At 51.0% G+C, this 16,124-nt stretch carries 15 protein-coding genes; 11 read left to right on the top strand and 4 right to left on the bottom strand.

Annotated elements, in window-relative coordinates; translation table 11 throughout:
- Nucleotides 1-30 precede the first annotated feature (30 nt).
- The 8 genes from H8L32_RS07175 (at nucleotide 31) to H8L32_RS07140 (ending at nucleotide 9,228) form a co-directional block, all read left to right on the top strand.
- On the top strand, nucleotides 31-1,593 hold the full coding sequence (locus H8L32_RS07175; RefSeq protein ID WP_186946483.1) for an FGGY-family carbohydrate kinase: 1,563 nt from the start codon (nucleotides 31-33) through the stop codon (nucleotides 1,591-1,593).
- 32 nt (nucleotides 1,594-1,625) lie between these two features.
- Entirely contained in the window at nucleotides 1,626-2,300 is a 675-nt protein-coding gene (locus H8L32_RS07170) for an alpha/beta fold hydrolase (RefSeq protein ID WP_186946482.1), read from the top strand.
- Between the two features lie 372 nt (nucleotides 2,301-2,672).
- The gene (gene urtA / locus H8L32_RS07165; protein WP_186946481.1) at nucleotides 2,673-3,926 is read left to right on the top strand and encodes an urea ABC transporter substrate-binding protein; all 1,254 of its coding nucleotides are present in this window, start codon (nucleotides 2,673-2,675) and stop codon (nucleotides 3,924-3,926) included.
- A 122-nt stretch (nucleotides 3,927-4,048) separates the two neighbouring features.
- Complete coding sequence (gene urtB / locus H8L32_RS07160) at nucleotides 4,049-5,647, top strand: urea ABC transporter permease subunit UrtB (protein ID WP_186946480.1); 1,599 nt, start codon at nucleotides 4,049-4,051, stop codon at nucleotides 5,645-5,647.
- Nucleotides 5,644-6,747 carry an urea ABC transporter permease subunit UrtC gene (urtC, locus tag H8L32_RS07155; protein ID WP_230412106.1) on the top strand — a complete coding sequence of 368 codons (1,104 nt, stop codon included), beginning with the start codon at nucleotides 5,644-5,646 and terminating at the stop codon, nucleotides 6,745-6,747. The genes urtB and urtC overlap by 4 nt, the downstream gene beginning before the upstream one ends.
- A gap of 11 nt (nucleotides 6,748-6,758) precedes the next feature.
- Entirely contained in the window at nucleotides 6,759-7,601 is an 843-nt protein-coding gene (urtD, locus tag H8L32_RS07150; protein WP_186946785.1) for an urea ABC transporter ATP-binding protein UrtD, read from the top strand.
- 21 nt (nucleotides 7,602-7,622) lie between these two features.
- Nucleotides 7,623-8,321, top strand: coding sequence for an urea ABC transporter ATP-binding subunit UrtE (gene urtE / locus H8L32_RS07145; protein ID WP_186946479.1), 699 nt, complete (start codon nucleotides 7,623-7,625; stop codon nucleotides 8,319-8,321).
- Between the two features lie 28 nt (nucleotides 8,322-8,349).
- Nucleotides 8,350-9,228, top strand: coding sequence for an urease accessory protein UreD (locus H8L32_RS07140; RefSeq protein ID WP_186946478.1), 879 nt, complete (start codon nucleotides 8,350-8,352; stop codon nucleotides 9,226-9,228).
- On the opposite strand, the gene H8L32_RS07135 is transcribed toward H8L32_RS07140, so the two are convergent.
- Complete coding sequence (locus tag H8L32_RS07135; protein WP_186946477.1) at nucleotides 9,172-10,227, bottom strand: NAD-dependent epimerase/dehydratase family protein; 1,056 nt, start codon at nucleotides 10,225-10,227, stop codon at nucleotides 9,172-9,174. The two genes, H8L32_RS07140 and H8L32_RS07135, sit on opposite strands and share 57 nt — an antisense overlap.
- 97 nt (nucleotides 10,228-10,324) lie before the next feature.
- Here H8L32_RS07135 and H8L32_RS07130 point away from each other — a divergent pair, with 97 nt between their 5' ends.
- Complete coding sequence (locus H8L32_RS07130) at nucleotides 10,325-11,221, top strand: LysR family transcriptional regulator (RefSeq protein WP_186946476.1); 897 nt, start codon at nucleotides 10,325-10,327, stop codon at nucleotides 11,219-11,221.
- A 60-nt stretch (nucleotides 11,222-11,281) separates the two neighbouring features.
- Here H8L32_RS07130 and H8L32_RS07125 read toward each other — a convergent pair whose 3' ends face one another.
- Both H8L32_RS07125 and H8L32_RS07120 read right to left on the bottom strand, forming a co-directional pair.
- Nucleotides 11,282-12,226: a VTT domain-containing protein gene (locus tag H8L32_RS07125; RefSeq protein ID WP_186946475.1), complete on the bottom strand. Its 945-nt coding sequence runs from the start codon at nucleotides 12,224-12,226 to the stop codon at nucleotides 11,282-11,284.
- 162 nt (nucleotides 12,227-12,388) lie between these two features.
- Nucleotides 12,389-13,471, bottom strand: coding sequence for a threonine ammonia-lyase (locus H8L32_RS07120; RefSeq protein WP_186946474.1), 1,083 nt, complete (start codon nucleotides 13,469-13,471; stop codon nucleotides 12,389-12,391).
- 428 nt (nucleotides 13,472-13,899) lie between these two features.
- Here H8L32_RS07120 and H8L32_RS07115 point away from each other — a divergent pair, with 428 nt between their 5' ends.
- Nucleotides 13,900-14,292 (top strand): hypothetical protein, encoded by a 393-nt coding sequence (locus H8L32_RS07115; RefSeq protein ID WP_186946473.1) that lies wholly within the window; start codon nucleotides 13,900-13,902, stop codon nucleotides 14,290-14,292.
- A gap of 107 nt (nucleotides 14,293-14,399) precedes the next feature.
- Here the strand turns inward: H8L32_RS07115 and H8L32_RS07110 are convergent, their stop codons facing one another.
- Entirely contained in the window at nucleotides 14,400-14,891 is a 492-nt protein-coding gene (locus tag H8L32_RS07110) for a DUF1579 domain-containing protein (RefSeq protein ID WP_186946472.1), read from the bottom strand.
- Between the two features lie 105 nt (nucleotides 14,892-14,996).
- Here H8L32_RS07110 and H8L32_RS07105 point away from each other — a divergent pair, with 105 nt between their 5' ends.
- Nucleotides 14,997-15,947 carry a helix-turn-helix transcriptional regulator gene (locus tag H8L32_RS07105; RefSeq protein ID WP_222619263.1) on the top strand — a complete coding sequence of 317 codons (951 nt, stop codon included), beginning with the start codon at nucleotides 14,997-14,999 and terminating at the stop codon, nucleotides 15,945-15,947.
- Nucleotides 15,948-16,124 lie beyond the last annotated feature (177 nt).

Below are 16,124 nucleotides of genomic sequence, written 5' to 3'. Positions count from 1 at the left end.
AAATATTGCTGACATCAACACAGGATATCAATGTCCGGACAAACCATTTTAGCCATAGACAACGGCACCCAAAGCGTCAGGGCCATCCTGTTTGATTTGCGCGGTAATATTGTTGCCAAATCGCAGGTTCCGCTGGAAGCCTATTTTTCGGTACAGCCTGGTTGGGCCGAACATCATCCCGAAGATTATTGGCAGGCGGTATGCACTGCCTGCCAGCGCCTGTGGCAAATACCAGGCATCACGCCGGGCAGTGTGCTTGGGGTGGCAGTCACTACGCAACGCGGCACGGTCATCAATCTGAACAAACAGGGGCAGCCCTTGCGTCCGGCGATTACCTGGCTGGATCAACGACGTACCGATGTGGTACCGGCCGTTAATCCCTTGTGGCTAACTGCTTTTAAAATTGCCGGTGTTGCCAGCACCATCAATTTCTTCCGGGGTGAAGCCGAGGCCAACTGGATCAAGGCGCATCAACCAGACATCTGGGACAAGACCGATAAATACCTCATGCTGTCAGGCTACCTGAATCATCGTCTGTGTGGCAATTTTATCGATTCAGCAGGCTCACAAGTTGGCTATATTCCCTTTGACTATAAAGCCCTGAAATGGGCAGGCAAGCTGGACTGGAAATGGCAGGCACTGGCCGTCAGGCGAGAAACCTTGCCCGAGCTGGTTGCGCCTGGCACCGTCATGGGTCATATTACCGAAGCGGCTGCCGCCGCAACTGGCATACTGGCTGGCACGCCTTTGCTGGCTGCTGCTGCCGACAAGGCTTGCGAAGTCATTGGTGCCGGTTGCCAGCAACCGAATATAGGCTGCCTTAGCTACGGTACGACTGCTACCATCAACACCACCAGCAAGAAATATCTGGAGGTCACGCCTTTCATTCCGCCTTATCCGGCTGCGATTCCTCATTTCTATAGCACCGAAGTACAGATTTTTCGGGGCTACTGGATGGTCAACTGGTTCAAGGAACAATTCGGTCATCACGAACAATTACAGGCAACAGAACAAGGTGTAGCGCCCGAAGCCTTGTTTGATGCGCTGGTGAATGCCGTACCGCCAGGTTCCATGGGCCTGATGCTGCAACCTTACTGGTCGCCCGGCATCAAGATACCTGGGGCAGAAGCCAAGGGTGCCATCATTGGTTTTGGAGACGTGCACACGCGTGCCCATATGTATCGCGCCATACTGGAAGGGCTGGCTTACGCCTTGCGGGAGGGGAAAGAACGCATAGAAAAGCGCAGTGGCGTCGCCATTACAGAACTGCGCATTTCTGGTGGCGGATCACAGAGTGATGCGGCAATGCAACTCACCGCTGACATTTTTGGTTTGCCAACCTCGCGCCCGCATGTCTATGAAACCTCTGGGCTGGGTGCTGCAATTGATGCCGCAGTCGGTCTGGGCCTGCATCCCAGTTTTGATGTCGCCATCAAGGAAATGACACGCATAGGCAAAACCTTCGAGCCGATTGCGCACCACCATCAGATCTACAATGAGCTTTACCATCGCGTGTACCAAAAAATGTATGCGCGTCTACAGCCCCTGTATAAAGAGATACAGCAAATCACAGGCTATCCAAAAATGCATTGATTGTATTTATTTCATTGCTAACAAATACTGACATGACGACGATAGTACTTTTACCCGGCATGGACGGTACCGGGACACTTTATGCGCCTCTGCACAAGGCACTCAATGACAGATGCAAATTGCTTGTGGTCACGTACCCAGTCGATCAGGTACTGGATTATGCGGCGCTGGAAGCGGTGGCACGTAGTTATTTGCCGGTGGATGAGGAGTACATATTGCTTGGCGAATCGTTTTCCGGACCGATTGCCGTCTCTATTGCTGCCAGTCAACCGCCTGGCTTGCGTGCATTAATACTGTGTGCAAGTTTTGCGCGTAATCCCCATGCTTTATTTTCAGGTCTGAGATATTTCCTTCCCTGCTTGCCGGTACAGATGGCGCCTTCAGCCTTGTTAAGTCATTTATTGCTGGGTAAATTTTCAACGACAGAATTGCGTCAGTTGCTTGTTCACGCAATTATGGCTGTTTCGCCTGCTGTATTAAGAGCCAGAATGCGCAGTGTCCTGCTGGTTGATGTGAGGCAGAAATTGTCCGCCATTAAGGTACCCGTGCTGTATTTACACGCCACGCAAGACCGGTTAGTGCCGGTGTCTGCTTATAAGGAGATAGAAAAAATCTTGCCATCCGTAAAATTGTATGAGTTTGACGCACCGCATTTTTTGTTGCAGACCAAAGCAAAAGAAATTGCGGATCTGATCTCTGGCGTGTGACAAACAGCATGGTCAAAAGTCAGGCGACAAACCTGGAGAAATCGGGCATTTCAGACAATGCTGCTTTTTGCACAATTTAAGAGCGGCCATGCACCAAAAAGTGGAGTTTATTATTTGAAAATTTATGGAGTAATCATTTTCACCAATTCGGGTAGTTTTTATAGTGCTGCAACCATTTGGTGAATTTGTTGAACCAGTCGATTATTCAAGGACTGGCGAGGTGTTTGATTGCTTAATTGATTATTTATATCTGGCTTCAATCAGCTTGTTGAGTGACTTTGTTGCGATGCGGTAGTTGGCACGTTATCTGCTATCTGTAGTGGGAAGCTTGCAGTTTTTTGTTCCATGACCTCACTACTACCAGGAGAAAACATGTCACGTCGTACTGTTTTGAAAGCAACTGCACTTGCCGCAATGACTTTGGCCGCATCTGGCTGGATCTCGCAGGCACAGGCCGCCGATACCATCAAGGTCGGCATTCTGCATTCCCTGTCTGGCACTATGGCAATCTCGGAGACATCCTTGAAAGATGTAGCCCTGATGACGATCGATGAAATCAATGCCAAAGGTGGTGTCATGGGCAAAAAGCTGGAAGCGGTGATCGTTGATCCGGCATCCAACTGGCCACTGTTTGCCGAAAAAGCCCGTCAACTGGTATCGCAGGACAAAGTATCCGTTGTATTCGGTTGCTGGACATCCGTATCACGTAAATCCGTACTGCCGGTCTTCAAGGAACTCAACAGTCTGTTGTTTTACCCAGTTCAGTACGAAGGTGAAGAGCTCGAGAAAAACGTTTTCTACACAGGCGCAGCGCCAAATCAACAAGCCATTCCTGCCACTGAATACCTGATGTCGAAAGAAGGCGGCGGCGCCAAGCGCTTCGTCTTGCTGGGCACAGACTATGTGTATCCACGCACGACCAACAAAATCCTGCGTGCCTTCCTGCATAGCAAGGGCGTCAAGGATACCGATATCGATGAAGTCTATACACCATTCGGTCATTCCGATTACCAGACCATCGTAGCCAACATCAAGAAATTTGCGGCTGGTGGCAAAACTGCCGTCATTTCCACCATCAATGGTGATTCCAACGTACCGTTCTATAAAGAACTCGGCAATGCCGGTCTGAAGGCAACTGATGTGCCTGTCGTTGCATTCTCAGTTGGTGAAGAAGAATTGCGCGGGGTGGATGCCAAACCGCTGGTTGGCCATCTGGCCGCATGGAACTACTTCCAGTCTGTGAAAAATCCAGTGAATACTGAATTCATTAAGAAATGGAAAGACTATGCTGTCGCAAAAAAATTGCCTAATGCAGCCACAGTCGTCACCAACGATCCTATGGAAGCGACTTATGTCGGTATCTACATGTGGAAACAGGCTGTTGAAAAAGCCAAGTCCACAGATACTGACAAGGTCATCGCCGCCATGGGTGGACAGACTTTCAAGGCGCCATCCGGTTTTGAACTGACGATGGATAAAACCAATCATCACTTGCACAAGCCAGTCATGATAGGTGAGATCAAGGCTGACGGTCAGTTCAGCGTGGTCTACAAAACCAAGGCACCGATTCGTGCCCAGCCATGGAGCCCATACATCCCGGGCAATGAAGGCAAGCAAAAACTGTAATTGAAGGAATGATGCAGGCACTCAGGGTGTGATGTAGTTATCTGGCTGGCTGAATAGCTGGTCAGCATGGCTGTTGCCTTGAGTGCCGTTCCGGAATTTTTCCATTCTTGACCTGGTTGCCTATGACATTTCGTAAAATCTGCGCGAGCATTGTCTTGCTCGTGTTCAGCCTGGGTGCGCACGCAGCTATTGATGGCAAGCTCTTGCAGGCACTGTCCGGGGATGATCCCGATGCCCGCATTGTTGCTGTCAATTCCATCGCTGCCATGGGTAATGAAGAGGCTGTGGAAGTATTGACGGCGCTCAAAAATGAACAACTATTCGTCAAGGATGTCGCTGTTTATATGGTTGAAGGTGAGCAGGCCAAAGACCTTGCCAGCGGCAAAGTGCAGAAACTGCCGGATGATGCCGAAGCAATCACCATCAACAATCGCCTGCGTGCCGCACTCGATAGTGCGCTGTCAGGACTGAAGCTCTTTTCACCGGATAAAAATACCCGTCTGGTTGCTGCCACAGCGCTTGAGAAAGAGGCAACGCCAGAGCAATTGCCTTTGCTGAATAAAGCCTATCTGAAAGAAAACGATAGCGAAATCAAATCCCGCCTGCAAATGCTGATTGCAACGGCGAATCTACAAGCCAGTGACCCGATAGTACGCAAGGCGGCAGTCAAGGCTTTGCTGGATAGTCCGAATCCCAATTTGAAACCTGTGTTGCAAAAAATGCTGACACAAAATCCCGATGGCAGCTACAACGAAACCGATGCCAGCATACGGGTAGAAGCAGCCAATACCCTGAATGCCATTGATGGCCGTCTGGCGCGCATGGAATTTGTCGGCAATCTGTTTTATGGTGTGTCGTTGGGCAGTGTGCTGTTGCTGGCAGCACTGGGCCTGGCGATTACCTTTGGGCTGATGGGCATTATCAATATGGCGCATGGCGAATTGCTGATGATAGGTGCGTACACAACCTATGCCTGCCAGATGTTGTTCCGCAAGTTCATGCCCGGCGCGCTGGATGCTTATTTATTGCTGGCCTTGCCAGCCGCTTTTCTGGTGTCTGCTGCGGTTGGTATTTTGCTGGAAAGAACCGTCATACGCTGGTTATATGGCCGTCCATTGGAAACTTTATTGTGCACCTGGGGCATCAGCCTGATATTGATGCAGGCAGTGCGTTCCATTTTTGGTGCGCAAAATGTCGAAGTCGCTAATCCGGCCTGGATGTCGGGTGGTATCACGGTGCTGGGTTCGCTGGTGCTGTCGTATAACCGTATCATCATTATTTTCTTTGCCCTGTTCGTCGTATTTGCAGTCTGGTTATTACTGAACAAGACCCGGCTCGGTTTGTTCGTGCGTGCCGTGACGCAAAATCGCCGTATGGCTGACTGTGTGGGCGTGGCTACCGGCAAGATCGATATGCTGACTTTTGGCTTGGGTTCAGGTATAGCAGGTCTGGGTGGTGTGGCCCTGTCGCAATTGGGTAATGTTGGCCCTGATCTGGGGCAAAACTATATCGTCGATTCTTTTATGGTGGTAGTGCTGGGCGGAGTAGGGCAACTGGCGGGTACCGTGATCGCTGCTTTCGGTTTGGGTGAAGTCAACAAATTTCTGGAGCCTGTCGCCGGGGCGGTTATGGCAAAGATCGTCATCCTGGTATTCATCATCGTTTTCATACAACGCAGACCGCAAGGCTTGTTTGCGCTCAAAGGCAGGAGCGTAGAATGAACTCAACCATGACGACAATGAAGGGCCTGTTTTCCAGGCCTGCCTGGACTGGCATTGTAATTTGCGCAGTGATTGCCGTGTTGCTGCCCATCCTTAACCTGAGTTTCCCTGCTGGACACGCTCTGCATATTTCCAGCTATACGATAGCCCTGGTCGGCAAGTTCATGTGTTATGCCCTGGCGGCACTGGCGCTTGACCTGGTATGGGGTTATACCGGCATTCTGTCTTTGGGGCATGGCGTATTTTTCGCGCTGGGTGCCTATGCCCATGGCATGTACCTGATGCGTGCGATTGGCCGTGAGGGCGTTTATCAAAGTAATCTGCCTGACTTCATGGTCTTCCTGGACTGGAAAACCTATCCCTGGTATTGGTCCATGACCGACAGCTTCTGGTATTGCATGGCGCTGGTGGTACTGGTACCTGGCGTGCTGGCCTTTATCTTTGGTTTCTTTGCTTTCCGTTCCCGCATTAAGGGGGTGTATTTCTCTATCATCACCCAGGCGATGACATTTGCCTTCATGTTGCTGTTCTTTCGTAATAACACCGGCTTTGGTGGCAATAACGGTTTTACGGACTTCAAGCGCATTCTGGGTTTTACCATTACTGCGCCCGGCACCAAGGCTGCGCTGTATCTGATCACCTTGCTGATTTTGCTGTCGGCCCTGTTTTTGTGTCGCTGGATAGTCACGTCCAAGCTGGGGCGCGTGTTGCAGGCGGTACGTGATTCTGAATCACGCCTGATGTTCATCGGTTATAACCCTTTGTGGTTCAAGCTGTTTGTCTGGACGCTGTCTGCCATACTTTGCGGTATTGCCGGTGCCTTGTATGTGCCCCAGGTGGGCATCATCAACCCGTCTGAAATGTCACCAGCCAATTCGATAGAAATGGTGATCTGGGCGGCAGTCGGTGGACGCGGTACCTTGTTGGGCCCTATCATCGGTGCATTCACTGTCAATGGTCTGAAGAGCTGGTTCACCGCGGCCTTTCCCGACCTGTGGTTGTATGCATTGGGCTTGCTGTTCATATTGGTGACCTTGTTTATGCAGCAAGGTGTCCTGGGCCTGGTGAGCAAGCTCAAAAAACAGCGGGAGCCAGTATGACTTCTTATATGATGAGTGGCGTCTTGCGACCAGGACAGCAATACGATAGTGCAACCGGTGATCAGGGCGTGTCATATGGCCGCATCAAGCCGGAAGGCGTGGATACCACCCACGGTGCTATCCTTTATCTGGAAGATATTGTCGTTTCATTTGACGGTTTTAAGGCCATCAATAATCTGAACCTGGATATCTCGGTGGGAGAACTGCGTTGCATTATTGGCCCCAATGGAGCCGGTAAAACGACGATGATGGATGTGATCACCGGCAAAACCCGGCCCACTTCCGGCACAGCGTTTTTTGGTCAGACCATGGACCTGACACGCATGAGCGAAGTCGATATTGCCCATGCCGGCATAGGTCGCAAGTTCCAGCGCCCGACAGTGTTCGAGCAGCATAGTGTCTTCGAAAATCTTGAACTGGCCATGAAAATGGACAAGCGTGTCAAGACCACGCTGTTTGCCCGTTTAAACAGCGAACAGAAAGACAAGATAGCTGCCATCCTGCAATTGATACGCCTGAATGGACAAGAGAACAGACCGGCTGGCCTGTTGTCACATGGTCAAAAACAGTGGCTGGAAATCGGCATGTTGCTGATGCAGGAACCACAACTGATCTTGTTGGATGAACCGGTGGCCGGCATGTCGGATGCAGAAACTGCGCGTACCGCCGAATTGCTCAATGAATTGCGTGGCAAGCATTCCATCATGGTGGTCGAACATGATATGGGTTTCGTTACTGAAATTGCTCAGCAGGGCAAGGTCACGGTATTGCATGAGGGGTCTGTACTTGCCGAAGGTACGATGGCGCAAGTGCAGGCCGATGAACGTGTCATCGAAGTCTATCTGGGACGCTAAGGACGCTAATGAAAGCCAAGCATGCTTGAAGTCAAACAATTGCACCAGCATTACGGTTCCAGCCATACCTTGCGTGGCATTTCACTTTCGCTTAAAAAGGGCGAATGCATGGCTCTGCTTGGTCGTAATGGCGTTGGTAAAACCAGTCTGCTGAAATGTCTGATGGGTGTATTGCCTGTTACTGAAGGCACCGTCACTTTTGAAGGCCATGAGATCAATAAACTGTCGCCGCATGACAGAGCCCGGGCGGGGATTGCCTATGTGCCGCAAGGCCGTGAGATTTTTGCGCGCCTGACCGTAGAAGAAAACCTGCTCATGGGCATGGCCAATCTGCCAGCACGCAAGGCCGGCAAGATCAAGGATGAGGTATATCAACTTTTCCCCGTACTGAAAGAAATGTTGCACAGGCGCGGCGGTGATTTGTCCGGGGGGCAGCAGCAACAGCTTGCCATTGCCCGTGCCTTGCTGGCTGAGCCCAAACTCATCATCCTTGATGAACCTACTGAAGGCATACAGCCTTCCATCATCAAGGACATCGGTCGCGTCATCCGTTTGTTGCGTGAACGTGGTGACATCGGCATCTTGTTGTGTGAACAGTATTTTGATTTTGCCCGAGAACTGGCTGATCATTTTGTTGTACTGTCGCGCGGTGAAGTGGTGGCCAGTGGTGGGCAGGAATTGATGGATGGTGATGACGTCAAGCGGCATCTGGCGGTATAGTGCAGTTTTTATCTATCGCTAGCTGAATATGGATGTCTGCAGTCCGGTACTACCTTCAAACACTACCAAATCACACTGGCAGGCCAGCCTGCAACTGGGTTTTAGCAGGGATGCAGATGTTACGCGCCTGACGGAGCGTAAACACAGCGGCCCTCTACGTGTGCAAAAACCACTGTATCCTGAAGGGGATGCAGTGTGCCATGCCATCATTATCCATCCACCGGGTGGTGTGGTGGGGGGCGACCAGTTAAAGATAGCTGTCAATCTGGCTGCTGATACCCATGCACTGGTGACGACGCCAGGTGCGGCCAAATGGTATCGCAGTAACGGTTATACATCAGAACAACATATCAGTCTGAAACTTGATGCTGGTGCCAGGCTCGAATGGCTACCGCAGGAAACCATCTTTTTTGACGACGCCTGTGTCGATTTGCACCAGACAATACATCTGGCGGCAGATGCGAAGCTGATTACGGCAGATATTTATTGCTTTGGCCGTACTGCCTCTGGCGAAACCTATAACAGCGGCAAGATCGGGCAACATTGCAGCATTTATCGCGACGGCAAGATGATCTGGCATGAGCAGGGTAGCCTGCGAGGTGGTAGTTCTGCCATGCATAGCCCCTTGGGCCTGAACGGCAAATCGGTGTCGGCGATGGTACTGGCTTCTGGTGCCATGCTGTCTGGCGAACAATTGCAGGTCTTGCGTGAGCAAACAGCAGCCTTGTTGTCTGTACGTGAAGCAGATGCACTCTGTGGTGTTACGCAAATGAAGTCCGTCATTGTTGCACGCTACCTGGGCAACTCCAGCGAAGTTGCCCGGCATTGGCTGCAACTGGTGTGGCAGCATTTACGCCCTGTTGTGATTGGGCGTGACGCTATAATTCCGCGTATCTGGAATACCTGATTCGTAGGCTGCATCATGACTCATGCAACCCAGGCCAGCCAGACTGGAACGCACTGTCACATCGAGAGGTGTGCGTGGTTCTTCACCTAAAAAATCCAGCAATGCCTGGTTCGACAGTTTGACTGGCGTACGCCACAGGTAACGCATCTCCAGCATTTCTTTAAAGGTTTGCTGAAACGGCGCCAGCAAGTAAAACAAGGGCCAGGGGAACCAGCTTGCCTTCAATGCCGGTTGCGCAGTAACACGACCTATCGCAGCTACCATCTGCTGACCGTCATGATCCCAATGTCCTTCCATGTGGAAGCGGGCAAAATTATCCAGTTCGCTTTCACGTTCCAGCAGGCGTACCATGGTTTCTGCCACATCCGGCAGGTAAGCCCATTGATGCCCCATGCCGGCACTACCGGGGTAACGGACGACATTTACTGCTTTACCCGGTGTCACCAGCCCTTGTGAAAACCAGTTATTGGCTGCTTTGGGTCCAAAAAAATCACCAGCTCTGACGATAAGGGATTTGACACCCTGGCTGGCGGCCAGGCGCAGACGATGTTCCATTTCAACCCGAATTTTTCCTTTTTTTGTAATCGGGAATTGTGAGGCGTTTTCTGCAATCAGCGGAAAGGAATCCGGGCCAAAGTTATACACGGTGCCAGGTAACACTATGCGAGCACCGCAGGCTTTTGCTGCAGCGATGGTGTTGTCCATCATCGGCAGCACCAGTTTTTCCCAGTCGCGGTATCCGGGTGGGTTGACTGCATGAACGATGATAGATTTCCCATCTGCTGCGCGCATGACATCTTCTTGCACCATCACATCACCGGTCAGCCAGATATGGGCCGCAGTTTTATCCTTTACTTGTTCAGGGTGGCGATGCAGGCTTGTCACCTGCCAGCCGCGTTGCATCAACAGACGTGCCACTTCGCCACCTATGCCGCCGGTTGCACCTAAAACCAGTGCCTGTTTGTTGTTTTGGATGTGACCTGATGTTTGCTGGTTCATTTTGATACTCCTTGTCGGTAAGTTGATGTAGTCATTGTGTATCTTCGTCAGGCTATATACAATTCTCTAAAACTGCATAGGTGATATACATTTTTGTATGGATGATAAAAATATTCATTGGGACTATTACCGTACCGCTCTGGCGGTGCTGGAAGAAGGGTCGTTATCAGGTGCGGCGCGTGCCCTGGGTCTGACGCAGCCAACGGTAGGGCGGCAGATTGAGGCGCTGGAACAGGCTTTAGGAACCAGCCTGTTTGTACGCAACCAGTCTGGCTTGTCACCCACCATTGCCGCGCTCGCGCTCAAACCTTATGCAGAAAGCTTGCGGGCGACTGAAAGCGCCTTGCTGCGTAGCGTCTCAGCAGAAGCGAATGAAGTACGTGGTACTGTACGCATCACGGCATCAGAAGTCATGGGGGTGGAAATATTGCCCGCCATCCTGGCAGACTTGCGGCAAACTTGCCCTGATCTGAGCATGGAGCTACAGATATCCAACCTGACTCAGGATTTGCTCAAGCGCGATGCCGATATTGCCGTGCGTATGACGGAGCCCTTGCAGGATGCATTGATCGCCCGTCGTGCTGGAACTATCGATCTGGGTTTCTTTGCCCATGCAGATTATCTTGCGCGCCACGGTGCGCCGACAGACATGCAGGCCCTGAAAGGGCATAGTTTGATCGGCTTTGACCGGGAATTGCCGTATATAAGGGCTTTTCAAAAACGTTTCCCGTTTATGCAGCGCGCTGATTTCTCTTTGAGAGCAGATAGCGACGTAGTGCAATTGGCCGCCATACGTAAAGGCTATGGTATCGGTATTTGCCAGGTTGGGCTGGCAAGCCAGCATCCTCAACTGCAACGGGTGCTGGCAGCAGAATTTCAGATCGATCTGCCTGTCTGGGTTGTCATGCATGAAGACCTGCGTTCAAGCCAGCGTTACAAGACGACGTTTGATCATCTGGTCACGGCCTTGCAGGCCTTGTTGGGCAAGGCCTGAATTTTTCTTGCCTTGATCAGACCTGAATCAGACCTGAATCTGACCTTAATCAGGATTTGCTCAGGATTTGATCAGCAGCGCCGGATGTTGAATGGCCAATTCGCGCCAGGCATCAAAACCACCGGCAAATGGCCTGACATCCTGAAAGCCGAGTTGCCTCAGGGTGTGTGCGGCATGGACTGCAGCGGCATCGCCGGGGCAAGCGCAAATGGTGATCACCATTTCATGCTGTGGCCATCCATTGGCTGCCAGACCGACCTGTTTCATTTCACTGACAGTGGCATGTGGTATGACGCCGGTTTCAGCAATCAGTGCAGGGCTGCGCAAGTCAATAATGCGCGGCATGCTGTTTCTTTTGATGGTATCAGCCAACTCTGCCGGACTGAAATGCGGGATGGATGCCAGTTTTTCAAAACGCTTTTTCTGCCAGAACTTCCAGGCCAGCCAGCACAGCAGCAAGCCGATAAACACTGCGATAATACGGATACCATGCATGGATAAAAATGCCAGAGCGATACCGATTTGCGCTTGCAAGGCAAAGCCAGCCAGCAAGGCCATGCCTGCCCATAAAGCTGCACCGACGGCAGAAGCCAGCATGAAAGACGCACGTGGCATGCCCAATGCCCCCGCTACTGGTGGTGCCACGGTAGAAAAGCCAGGAATAAACTTGCCAACCACCAGTGACCACACGCCCCAGCGCACAAACCTGGCTTCTGTCTGGTTCACGCATGAACCCGGGTTAATCGACATCTTGCACAAAAATTTCAAGACCTTGTAGCCGAAGCTTTTGCCAGCCTGATACCAGACCAGATCTGCAATCAGTGATGCGGTGACTGCTGCCAGCAGCAAAACGGCCAGTTGCTCTATTTCAGTTACCTGACTGGCATTCAGCATCATAGTGGGCACAGCAGGCACAGGCAGGCCCAATTGTTGCAGCAAGACGTTAACAAACACCATCAAATTGCTGTGTTGATGCAAAAATTCTGTCAGCCAGCCTTGGTCCATACCGGTTCCGTTCTTGGTGATGCAGTGGGCAGGTGTCTGGAAACAAGCTCAATACCGCCCGAATACCCCATACCTGAAAGAAACTCTATTGTAGGGCATTGTGAGCTTTCATATATGAGGCTTGTTGTAAAGTGTTGTCGCCTCACTCACTCGCTCACTTACTCAGGCAGCCAGTGCCTGCGTTGATGCGTCTGCCCTGGCCAGCAATTCTGCATACCTGGTCGGATCTACGTTGGAGCCACAAACGATAATCGCTACCCGCTTGCCCGCCAGTCTTTGTCGCAATGGGCCAAACAATCCGGCCGTGGCGACTGCCGCAGCGGGTTCTGCAACCAGTTTGACATCATGGTAGAGATCCGACATCGCAGCGCAGATTTCATCATCGCTGACCCTGACTATTTCATCCACAAAGCGCTGGCATACCCTGAAACTGTAATCCATGGCATACGGGGCGCACAGACTGTCGGCAATACTGTCAACCACAGACAGTTTTTCAGGCAGCCCTGACTGAAAGCTGCGGTACATGGCATCCGCCCCGTAAGGCTCCACTCCATAAACAGCGCAATGCGGTGCCAGCTGTTTGACGGCAGAGGCAATACCTGCACACAAACCGCCACCACCAACAGGAACAATGACCGCATCCAGCTGCACCACCTGTTGCATCAATTCCAGCCCCACCGTTGCCGTGCCCAGGGCAGTCAGGGGGCCGTCATAGGGATGGATCATGGTGCGCTGTTCTTCTTCAACGATGCGCTGCCCCAAAGCAAATGCCCGGTGCATGTCTGCTTCAAGTATTACTTCTGCGCCGTCGTGGCGACAGGCATTGATACGGGTAGGGCTGGCGTTTTTTGGCAAAACGACCTTGCAAGACACACCCGCAAGTTTGGCTGCATACGCAACTGCCATGGCATGATTGCCGGCACTGACCGCCACCACACCACGCTGACGTGCGGCAGCATCCAGTGCAGAAATACAATTCAGTGCACCACGCAGTTTGAAGGTGCCGGTTTTTTGAAACAGCTCCAGCTTGAGCCAGACTTCGGTGTCGGGTTCCAGTTTGTTCAGGGCCGTACCGGTCTGCCATTTCCAGACGGGCGTATGTAAAACCTGTTGCGATAATTTGGCAGCCGTCTGGCGTATATCTGACAGGGAAGGATAGGGGTAGTCATTTCTTTGGGTATTTAAAACCGTGGATGGCAAGGATGCAGAGGCGTGCACAGGCCTGCCTGTAGCGACATGGGACATAAAAACTCCAGTATGGAAATCAGCAGAAAAATCGTGAACAAATTGCGAACGTGCGCAGGTTCAAGACATCAGAACAATGATGTGCTGAAGGGCCGCCAGGCACCGGCATACGCCGTAGCTTAACGACCCGGAATAATTCGAATAATGGAAATGTCGCAGATGGAAACAACAGGCAGCACAACCGCGTACACGACAGCAAATGCGGCATCAATAGCGCATGAGTTCGTGTTTAGCAAGGGATGAGGAGTTGCGTGCATGGAAAAACTTTAACCGATTTTGACTGGGATGGCAAGAGGGATCAGTCAAGCAGATTGGTTTTTTGCTGCCAATGGCACTTGACTGTTGAAATGAGCTAGTATTTGAAGCGGCATAAAATAAAAGCACTGGTATTTCTGTGGTGCGACAGAACTCATGGAAGGTGAGTGCAAGTGCGAAAAATAAAAATTTCAAATGAAATTAAGCTGATCATTGTCTTGGTTGTTGCAGTAGGGGCGTTAATACCCTTTTTGATTAATTTTTTATTGATTCAAAGCGACGCATTTCAGACGGCTAAAACCTTTTTACTGGCCTCGCAAGAATTGTCGGGGTTGATGGGGGAGCCTGTTGAATCAGTTCATTTGTACTGGAGGGACGGCATCTCTCTGGAAATGAACAATAACAATGGCAATAAAAGTGGATCAGCCTTCTTTGCCATTGCTTCAAAAGGGCATTCACGTGAATTACTTGTGTACACTACACTTAAAGTCGAATCCGGTTACTGGGTAGTGAAATCTGCGACAACAAAAATAAATGATACTTCTGAAATCGAGTTGATGAAATAGGAAGACGATCCGTAATAAAAATCTTTCAAGCCATGCGTGCCCGGGCACTGACATAAAATGTGGCCGTTGTGTGAACCTGCTCAGATGCTGTCATGAGTGAATTCCAATCATTCTCGCTGACGCTCAAAATCCATCACCCAGTTAGTTTCCCAGGTACTGCCACCATCAGGTGAAAATGCCTGTTCCCAGCGTGGCATGTCGGGTGCTGGCAGGGTCCATAAAAAACGTACGCGTATGGGCTGGCCAGCAAATGTGTCGTCGGCATAAAATTCACCGATGCCGTTTTGAAAGCGGCCGCGCATCGGTGTGTCGAGGTGACCGGGGTAACGGGCATCCAGCCACCAGATGGACCAGGTGCCGCTGCTTGCATCAAAACTGCGCAGCGTGGCGGCACAGTAGGGCGTGTCTGGCATGTTCAACTGGTTGTCATCAAAATTACCAGCACCACCCATGATCTTGATGGTGGATGTGGTGCCGGTAAATTCCAGCCAATCCTGGCATTGGGCCAGTCTTTCTTTCAGGCGGCGATGTTTTACTTTCCAGTTACCTATGAAGAAATCAAAATCAGCTGCGCCTGTCGTGTTGGTCGATGTGGACATGATGTTCCTTGTATGTGTGGCATTACGGTGCCGAATGAGCACCTTTGAGCATCTTATTGTTAATATAGGACGAAATTAATCCTAATTAATGTTTATACTTGCAGCATGTCTTCCATTTATCATCCGACCACACGTGTTCTGGCAGTGCTTGAGCTATTGCAGGCGCATGGCCGTCTTGGTGGTGCCGAATTGGCAGATATGCTGAATATCGACAGACGTAGCCTGCGGCGTTATATCGTCACACTGGAAGAAATGGGTATCCCTGTGATGACTGAACGCGGTCGTTACGGTGGCTATGCCTTGATGCCAGGTTTTAAATTACCACCCATGATGTTCAGTGATGACGAGGCCCTGGCACTGACCACAGGTTTATTGGCTGCCCGCAGATTGGGTCTGGTGGATGCAGCGCCGGCAATTGCCAGCAGTCTGGCAAAACTGCAGCGGCTATTGCCAGATAAATTGAAACGAAAGCTACAGGCACTGGAAGAGGTGGTGCAACTGGATCTGGTGCCATCAACCAAACCCGCAGACCAGCAAGTCCTGGGCAGTTTGAGTGAAGCTGTCATGCAACAACTGAGGGTGCATCTGGAATATCGCGCCGCCGACGGTAATGCCAGCAACCGGGATTTTGATACGTATGGCGTGGCGTTTCATGCTGCTTGCTGGTATGCAGTCGGGTTTTGTCATCTGCGTAAGGATATCCGCAGCTTCCGGCTGGATCGTATATTGAGTGTGCGGGTCCTGGATACGCATTTTGAACGTCCTGCAAGGTTTAACGTGGTCCAGCATTTACGCAAGGCGGTGGCGACGTTACCGCGCGCATTCAGTACCGAGGTATTACTGAAAACGGACATGTACACAGCAGGCGCTCATTTGTCTGATGCGATAGGTGTGCTGGAACAGTGTAGTGATGGCGTATTACTGCATAACCAGTCGGATGACCTCGACTGGCTGGCAAGGCAATTGGCAGCCCTGCCATTTGAATTTGTGATTCATAAACCGCAGCAGTTGCGCTTAGAGGTGAAGGCGCTGGCCAGGCGTTTAACAAAAGCTTGAGAGTGAAGGAATTCAGTATAAGGTCTGCATATGCGTAGGTGTAAATGCAACATACAGGTGTGTAAATCGTCTTTTTAAAATATAAATCGTCATATTAAGAAGAAAATATTCATTAAAAGGCTTGCTTGTTGAAAAAACCTGTGGCAAGATTTAATCACTGAAACAAAAGGCATTTTT

Origin of the sequence: Undibacterium hunanense, from assembly GCF_014284335.1 — a bacterium.
Taxonomy (GTDB): Bacteria; Pseudomonadota; Gammaproteobacteria; order Burkholderiales; family Burkholderiaceae_D; genus Undibacterium; species Undibacterium hunanense.
Note: the sequence above shows the minus strand (reverse complement) of the source record. Positions and strands in the feature narration are given on the sequence as shown.